Source organism: Achromobacter sp. 1011791174, assembly GCF_059760925.1.
Map to the genome: position 1 here is coordinate 1 of NZ_JCBANH010000157.1, position 7,706 is coordinate 7,706.

The following is a 7,706-nucleotide window of genomic DNA, read 5'->3' on the forward strand; positions in this document are numbered from 1 at the left end:
GGATTGGGCGACGACGCGGTAGCGGCTGCCGTCCTGTCGCGATTCGGAGGCGACGAGCGCCATGCGATCGTAGTGCCAGGTCAGCGGTTCGGGGGCTGCTGCCGGGGCCTTGGCGGGGTCGATGTCGCGCAGCAGGGTGACGTGGGGGCGGAACGGCTGCGCGGGCGCTTGAACGCCGTAGCCGGACAGCCAGAGCCACAGGCCGTCGTGGATGGCTTGCAGGTCGTCGGGGGTGCGGGAGGGGCCGGCCCAGAGGATGCGCTGGCGGTTGAATGCGCCGTACTGGTCGAGCGTGAGGACGCCGGGTTCGAGGCGATGCACGGGCGTGGCGTCGATCAGTTCCTCGGCGGTTTCGATGTCGATGTTACCGAGGAAGGCGAGCGTCAGGTGCAGGGTCTCGGTGCGCATGATTCTTCCGCCGGTGGCGGGGCGGGCTTGCTCGGCCCAGGTTGCCAGGGTGTTGGCGAGGGCGGCGTCGGGCCAGAGGGCGTAGAAGAGGCGCATGGTGGACATGCGCCGATTGTAAGCGTCGGCCGACGCGGTCGTCGGGGTGCGTTGTTACCTTGATGGGGGTCGGACAGTTCTGAATCGGTGGCTATGTGACGGACTTGTGACAGTTTTTTGCAAGGTATTCGGAATCGTCTGATGCTGGGCGCGCGGCGGGATTGATGTAATGCCTTCGAATTGCAGCGCGCCACGGGCGGTGCGCCGAATTTACCGTCAACACCACCGGATAGAACCCGAGCCACCCCATGAAGAAGACCCTCCTGAACACTTCCCTGGCCTGCGTCGCCTGCGCATTTTCCGCGGCGTCGTTCGCCAACACTGCCGTCACCACTCCCGCCGGTGGCGCCGCGACCTCGACCTCGGCCACCACCACCCCGGCCGCTCCTACCTATTCCACGGGCCAGGTGCAGGGCCAGCTCGCCGTCGAACTGACGATCGGCAAGGGCTGCGAAGTCGTCAACGGCACGACGACCGCCAACAACTTCGGCACCCTGAGCTTCGGCGAAGTCTCCGCCCTGACCTCCGCGATCGACGGGCAGGCCAAGGGCACCGGGGGAGCGGTCATCAAGCTCAATTGCACCTCGGGCGTGGACTACAACATATCGCTGGACAACGGGCGCAACGTGGATGGCGACAAGCGGCGCATGGCCATGACGAACGAGCAGGGCATCGTCGAGTACGTGCCCTATGTCCTGTACCAGGATGCCGCCCGTCAGAAGGCCTGGGACAGCAAGACTCCCTACGTTGGCAAGGGTACGGGCGCGACCGAGATGACGGTCTATGGCCGCATTCCCCCCATGGCCCAAACGCCTGGATCGGGCAAGTACTCCGATATCGTCACCATGACCCTCAGCTGGTAAACCGTCATCCCGCGCGGGGCTGGCGCATCGTTGCCGGCCCCCGGAAGCCATTATGCCTAGCCGTCTTCTCCTTTCCCTGCTGTGCGTCGCGGCCATTGCGCCGGCGAGCGCGCAAAGCTTTTCGCATTCCGGCAACGCGACTCTGGGCGTGCGCGCCGTGGTCGCCAATCTCTGTTCGGCCGGCGCCTCGGCGGCGGGGGGCGCGCCGGACGCCTACGGCAAAGTCGACTTTGGCTCTTACTCCAGTCTTTCCCACGGCGTGAAAGCGGCGAGCGGCGCGGGCGCATCGGGCATCCGCGTGCAGTGCGCGGCGGGCGTGCCCTACCGCGTGGTGCTGGGCGCGGGCCAGAACGACACGGGCTCGCAGCGCCAGTTGAAAGGTCCGACCGGAGCGCTGGTCCGCTACGCGCTGTACAGCGACGCCGCGATGAGCCTGCCCTGGACCTCGGCGGCCCAGGTGACGCGGTCCGGCACCGGGACCGAGGAAACGATACCCGTCTACGCGGCGATCGATCGTCAGTCGACCCCGGTCAGCGGCGTGTACAGCGACACGGTCAAGGTGACGATTCAATGGTAGGCGCTCGGCGGTGGCGGGTGCGCGCCCTGTTGCCGGCGCTGCTGGCTTGCGCGCTGTTGCACGCGGCGCCAGCGCCGGTGGTCGAGACCAAGACCCTGCCATTGACCGTGCGGGCCGAGATCACCGCCGGCTGCTGGTTCGGGGCCGTGGGTTCGACGCTGCAATCCCCCTCATTGGGCACCATCGATTTCGGCACCGTGCAAAAGCTCGACAAGGACATGACGGCCGTGTCCTCGGTCGGCGCGGGCAGCGTCGTGATGAACTGCACGCCTGGCACCGATTTCCGGGTGGACATCAACGACGGCCAGAACGCGGGCGCGCCGGCGTCCGGGCGCAAGTTGAAGCACGCCACCAGCGGCAACGTCCTCAAGTATGAGCTGTACCGCGACGTCGGCTACAGCCTGCGCTGGGGCGCGAACAGCGAAGGCATGCGGATGACGGCGCCCGGCGGCCGCATCGAGCTGCCGGTCTACGCCAAATTGCAAAGCACCGCCACACAGCCCTCGCCGGGCGTCTACACCGACGAATTGATCGTCACTGTCTACTACTGATCCTCCTTCCCATGAAATCCCTAGTCCGCCCCGCCGGCGCGTTGCTTGCGCTGTGCCTGTCGAGCGCCGCGCCCGCCGCGACCTCCATTCTGGTCTGGCCGATCGATCCGGTCATCGAACATGACGAATCCGGCGCCGCGATCTGGCTGGAGAACAATGGACAATCGGCCTCCCGGATCCAGATCCGCGCATTGCGTTGGAGCCAGGCCAATGGCACGGACGAGCTGGCGCCGCAAGACCAGATCGTGGTCAGCCCGCCCGCGGCCGAGATCAAGCCGGGCCAGCGCCAGCTGCTGCGCCTGATCCGCACCGTCGTGGTCCAGGCCGGCAAGGAAGACGCCTATCGCATCCTTATCGACGAGATTCCCAGCGACGGCGTGGCGCGGACCGTGGGCGAAGGCCAGGACGGCGCGGCGGCCTCCCAACCCGCCAACCAGGGAGGCGCCGGCCTGGCTTTCCAGCTGCGCTATTCCGTGCCGCTCTTTGTCAGCGGGCAGGGCGCATGGACGCGCGAGGATGTGCGCAAGCATCCGGACGCGAAAGCCGCCCAGCCGGAACTGAGTTATTCCATCCAGGGCAAGCAGGGCCAGCGCCAGCTGGTGGTGCGCAACACCGGCGCGGTGCATGCGCGCCTGTCCCATGTCAGCTATGCGCAGGGCGGTCGCGAAGTCTGGTCCGTGCCGGGGCTGCTCGGCTATGTGCTGCCGGGCGCCGAAATGCGTTTCGACGCACCGGCCGCCGTTCAGGCCGGCGGCACGCTGAAGGCCAATATCAACAGCGACCGCGAATCGCGGACGATCCCGGGGCGTTGAAGCGGCCGTGTCCATGTCTTCCCTGCTCATCAGGCGAACCCGCGCGGCGCGATCGCGCCGGCTCATCGCCATTCTGTCGCTGGCCGCCTGCGGGTGGAATGTCGAGGCGCAAACCGGGAGCGGCGAATTCTCGATGCCGGACGGCACGCTCTACCTGGACGTGGTGGTCAACGGCAAGCCCGCCGGCGAAATCCAGAAGGTGGAGTACCGGCAGGGCCACTATTACCTGCCGGCCTCCGTGCTGAAGCGTCTGGGGATGAAGGTCGAGTCGCCGGACCAGGACGTGGTCGCGGTGGATCAGATCCCCGGCGTCCAGGTGGCCTTGAACAATGCGGCGCAACAGCTGGCGGTGACCGTGCCAACGGACTGGCTGCCGCAACAGACGGTCGACATGCAGACACAAGCGAGGTCGCCGATACAGGCCGACAGCTCGACCGGGCTGCTGCTGAACTACGACGCCTATTTCAACCGCAACCGCCACGCGTCGACGCTCTCGGCGTGGAGCGAGCAGCGCCTGTTCAGCCCCTATGGCGCGCTGTCGTCGACCGGCGCATGGCGCGGCTCCCTGCGCGGGCAGTACACGGCCAGCGGTCCGCGCTTCATGCGCTACGACACGCAATGGCGCTATAACGACCCCGCCACCATGCGCAAGTACATCCTGGGCGATCTCGTGACCGATGCCCTGATCGATTCCAGTTCGGTGCGCATGGCGGGCGTGCAGATCGGGCGCAACTTCGCCACGCGGCCGGACCTGGTGACCTACCCCGTGCCGCAGTTCGCCGGCCAGGCGGCGGTGCCGACGGCGGTGGACCTGTTCATCAACAACTATCGCATGGGCACGCGCGAGGTCGGTCCGGGGCCGTTCACCGTGCAGAGCCTGCCCTACATCAACGGCGCCGGCTCGGCCACCGTGGTCACGCGCGACGCGCTGGGCCGCGAAGTCAGCCAGGAAGTGTCCTTCTATGTGTCCAATGATCTGCTGAGTCCGGGCTTGACGGACTACAGCGCCTCCGTGGGCGTGCTGCGCAGGCAGTATGGCGTCGTCTCCTTCGACTATGGCGACATCGCCGCCAGCGGCGTGGTTCGCCGGGGCCTGAGCGCCGGATGGACCGGAACGGCCTGGGCGCAGGGCGCGCCCGGCTTCGCCGCCGGCGGCGTGGGTTCGAACGTCCAGGTGGGCATGCTGGGCGTGATCAATGCCTCGATCGCCGCCAGCCACGCCGCGCCCGGCAATATCGGCCAGCCGCAGACGCAGGACCAGCGCGCGCGGTCGATCGCCGAAATGATGCTGGGGCGCGCCCCAGCGACGCGCGGCGACCCCCAGTACAACGACAGCGCCCTCAACGGCCGGCAATGGTCGCTGGGCTACTCGTATGTCAACAAGAACTTCAGCGTGGGGCTGCGGCGCACGCAGCGCGACGAGGGCTTCGCGAACCTGGGCCTGTACCGGAACGTGAGCCGCCTGGCCAGGCGGGAAGACCAGGCCACCGCCAGCCTGTCCCTGGGCCGCTACGGTTCGCTGGGCCTGGGCTGGTTCGACCTGGATTATGGCCCCGGCCAGCGCACGCGCCTGCTCAATCTTTCCTACGGCGTGCCGTTGGGGCAGGGCATCAACATATATACCAGCGTCAATCGCGAGATCGGCTCGTCGGGCTTTGGCGCCCAGCTGTCCCTGTCGATCGCGCTGGGCGAGGGGGGGACGGCCAGCGCCAGCGTCAGCCGCGACCGTGACGGCCGGCGCACCGAGCAGGTCGCCTATGCGCAGGCCGCGCCGCTGGCTGGCGGTATCGGATGGAGCCTGGGCGCCAACCATGCCAGCGGGGACGACATGTACCGCCAGGCCGAGATCAACTGGCGCGCCCGGCGCTTCGACCTGCGCGGCGGCGTCTACGGTCAGCGCAGCGAGCTGACGCAATGGGCGCAACTGGGCGGCTCGATCATCGCCATGGACGGCGCCTTGCATCTGGCCCGGCCCGTGAACGATGCCTTCGCCCTGGTCTCCACCGACGGTTATGCCGACGTGCCCGTGAGCTTCGAGAACCAGTACGTGGGCGTGACCGACGCCAATGGCCATCTGCTGATTCCGTCCGTCACGTCCTGGTATGGTGCGCATTTCGGGATCGATCCGGTGAACCTGCCGGCCGATGTGAAGATCCCCATGGCCAAGACCCAGGCCGCCGTCCGCGACCGCAGCGGGCTGCTGCTGCGCTTTCCCATCGAGAAGCTGAGGGCAGGCGTGTTCTCGGCGCTGTACAGCGACGGGCGCCCGGTAGCCGCCGGCAGCCGGGTCCTGGCCGACGGCAAGGACGTCGCCTGGGTCGGCCGCGAAGGCGAGGTCTACCTGGAGGCGCTGCCGGCCGCTACGACCCTGAGCGTGCTGCCCGCCGACGGCAAGCCCGCCTGCCAGGTGTCCCTAGGTTCCCCGCCGCCGCAGACCGGCATCGTCCGCCTCGGCGCCCTTACCTGCCAATGAGCCCATTCATCATGCGCATCCTGCTTCGATCGTTACTGGTTTTCCTGGCGCTGATGGCGGGCATGGCGGCCGCCGTCCGGGCGCAATCGCCGGCCCAGGTCGTCCGGAATTGCGAGGGCGGAATTGCATCGCCCATTCTCTTTGGCACCTTCGAGTCATGGCAGTTGTACTCCAGCCTTAACTCGCGGGAGTTCGACACCAGCTTCCGATGCGATCTGTTCTCCGGCGTGAATATTGGGATCCCTGCCGAACTGAAGGTAACGGCGCAGAGCGTGAACAATGGCGAGATGAAGCTGGGAGCGGCGAGGTTGCCCTACAAGCTGTATACCGATGCGAGCAAGAGCATCCATCTGGCGTTTGGTCGTGTCACCGACATTCCGCAAAGCGCATTCAGTCTGCTTGGATGGGGGGGCGGGGTGAGCGGTGGAATAAAGTTCATCCTGGAAACGCAGGACCGTGTCACACCTGTCACGGGTATCTATAAAGACACCATCAGCTTGACGTGGAGTTGGGCTGTTTGCACCGGATTGGGAATAAACCTCGGCGTGGTAAGGCCGTGCTTGGGTTGGAATGTCGGTACGGCGGTCACGACAGTCGATGTTTCCATCGACGTGAGCAAGTCCTGCAAATTCAAAGGTACGGCGGCTACTTTGGACTTTGGCTCCCAGCCGCTGGTTTCCATGTTCGAGCCGTCGACCGCAAAGCTGGAGATTTATTGCACTTTGCAGACGCCGTACAAGCTTTACGTCGGCGATGGGGACAACTCCGCCAATGGCATGCGCAGAATGAAAGGGCCAGGCGATAACTATATCGAGTACCAGCTCTATCAGCAGGGAACCAAAACGGTCCTCAGCCAGACCGCGCCGCTCAATGGCACGGCCACGGGCAAGGATGAGTCGATAACGATAGACGGGCGCGTCAATACCCAGCAGGCCGATGTGCCGGTGGGCGTCTATATCGATAAGCCGATCGTGACGATAGAGTACTGATCGACGGCAGGGGAGCAGGGCCGCGCGGGCGGCCTGCCATCCGCGCATGAGGCATGGATGACGAGACGCCGTTGCCGCCGTCGTGACGCCGGCTGATCAATGCGCGCCGTCGTCGTGCCGCAAGGACTCTTCCTGGATGGTCTCGCCCAGCACGCCAAGGTGCTCGCAAAGACTCTCCACGCCCCCCATCAAGCGGGCCACGGTCTGCGCGTCGAAGGGGGCAGCGCCGCTGGCGCCCGGTTCCAGTGCGCTGTTGCCAACCAGCCGCGCGATCGTCTCTATGCCGAGCCGGGCGCGTTCCAGTTGATGCAGGCGGGAAAGGCGCAGGCGGCCGTATTCGGGTTCGTCCGCGATGGACCAGCGGTTTGCAGTCAGGGGATGGAGCGGGGTAGGCATGGTGGCCTCCAGTTTCGTAGGTAGAAACCACCCAGACCGCTCTCAAACGGTGGTGGGCGGGCAGAGAGCAGGGTTGAGAGACCGGTACGAAACAACCCGGCGTGCGCAAGCGCACCCCCGCAATCGCCCGCCCATGGAAGGCGTGCAATCGCGCACGGACGAAAAAATACCGCCATGCGGCGGTCGTCCGCGTTTCGTAGTTCCGGCTCTCACCCCGGGCTACCGTTGATGCGGTAGCAGTCAAAAGTATACGGCAGGTGTTCAGAGCAAGGTGTCTGATTTTCCTCTCGCCACTTGCGCGCAGCGCCAGACTCACGACGCAAGACACCACGGATGCAGAAACTGACCGCCCGCGCGGCCAGTTTCTGCGGGCGACGCAAATCTCGTCACCGACCACGGCTCCAGCAACGTCACTCTTCAAGAAACCCGTAGCTCCTCGGGCGGGGCGGGGCGGCGCGGATGCGAGCAACTTCGATGCGCCCGGGGGAGTCCGAAGGCAGCCGCCGCAGGCGGCAACGAGGATGACAACGGGGCAGTCCGG

8 protein-coding genes are annotated in these 7,706 nt (G+C 66.3%); 6 read left to right on the top strand and 2 right to left on the bottom strand.

The features are described from left to right. Positions 1–513 (bottom strand): RNA 2',3'-cyclic phosphodiesterase (gene thpR / locus AC6LJ5_RS29370; RefSeq protein WP_498142347.1); only part of this gene is annotated, 513 nt, incomplete at its 3' end. Positions 514–752: 239 nt separating this feature from the next. On the opposite strand from thpR, the gene AC6LJ5_RS29375 reads away from it, so the two are divergent. The 6 genes from AC6LJ5_RS29375 to AC6LJ5_RS29400 are packed head-to-tail and all read left to right on the top strand — an operon-like array spanning position 753 to position 6,769. Beyond that, positions 753–1,367: a Csu type fimbrial protein gene (locus AC6LJ5_RS29375; RefSeq protein ID WP_498142348.1), complete on the top strand. Its 615-nt coding sequence runs from the start codon at positions 753–755 to the stop codon at positions 1,365–1,367. A gap of 52 nt (positions 1,368–1,419) precedes the next feature. Next, positions 1,420–1,944: a Csu type fimbrial protein gene (locus AC6LJ5_RS29380; RefSeq protein WP_498142349.1), complete on the top strand. Its 525-nt coding sequence runs from the start codon at positions 1,420–1,422 to the stop codon at positions 1,942–1,944. A 17-nt stretch (positions 1,945–1,961) separates the two neighbouring features. Further along, the gene (locus AC6LJ5_RS29385) at positions 1,962–2,495 is read left to right on the top strand and encodes a Csu type fimbrial protein (RefSeq protein ID WP_498142350.1); all 534 of its coding nucleotides are present in this window, start codon (positions 1,962–1,964) and stop codon (positions 2,493–2,495) included. 11 nt (positions 2,496–2,506) lie between these two features. Next, the gene (locus AC6LJ5_RS29390) at positions 2,507–3,307 is read left to right on the top strand and encodes a fimbrial biogenesis chaperone (protein ID WP_498142351.1); all 801 of its coding nucleotides are present in this window, start codon (positions 2,507–2,509) and stop codon (positions 3,305–3,307) included. Between the two features lie 13 nt (positions 3,308–3,320). Beyond that, positions 3,321–5,780 carry a fimbria/pilus outer membrane usher protein gene (locus tag AC6LJ5_RS29395; RefSeq protein WP_498142352.1) on the top strand — a complete coding sequence of 820 codons (2,460 nt, stop codon included), beginning with the start codon at positions 3,321–3,323 and terminating at the stop codon, positions 5,778–5,780. A gap of 11 nt (positions 5,781–5,791) precedes the next feature. Further along, entirely contained in the window at positions 5,792–6,769 is a 978-nt protein-coding gene (locus AC6LJ5_RS29400) for a Csu type fimbrial protein (RefSeq protein WP_498142353.1), read from the top strand. Between the two features lie 96 nt (positions 6,770–6,865). On the opposite strand, the gene AC6LJ5_RS29405 is transcribed toward AC6LJ5_RS29400, so the two are convergent. Then, positions 6,866–7,165, bottom strand: a complete 300-nt coding sequence (locus AC6LJ5_RS29405; RefSeq protein ID WP_498142354.1) for a hypothetical protein — start codon at positions 7,163–7,165, stop codon at positions 6,866–6,868. Positions 7,166–7,706: the final 541 nt, after the last annotated feature.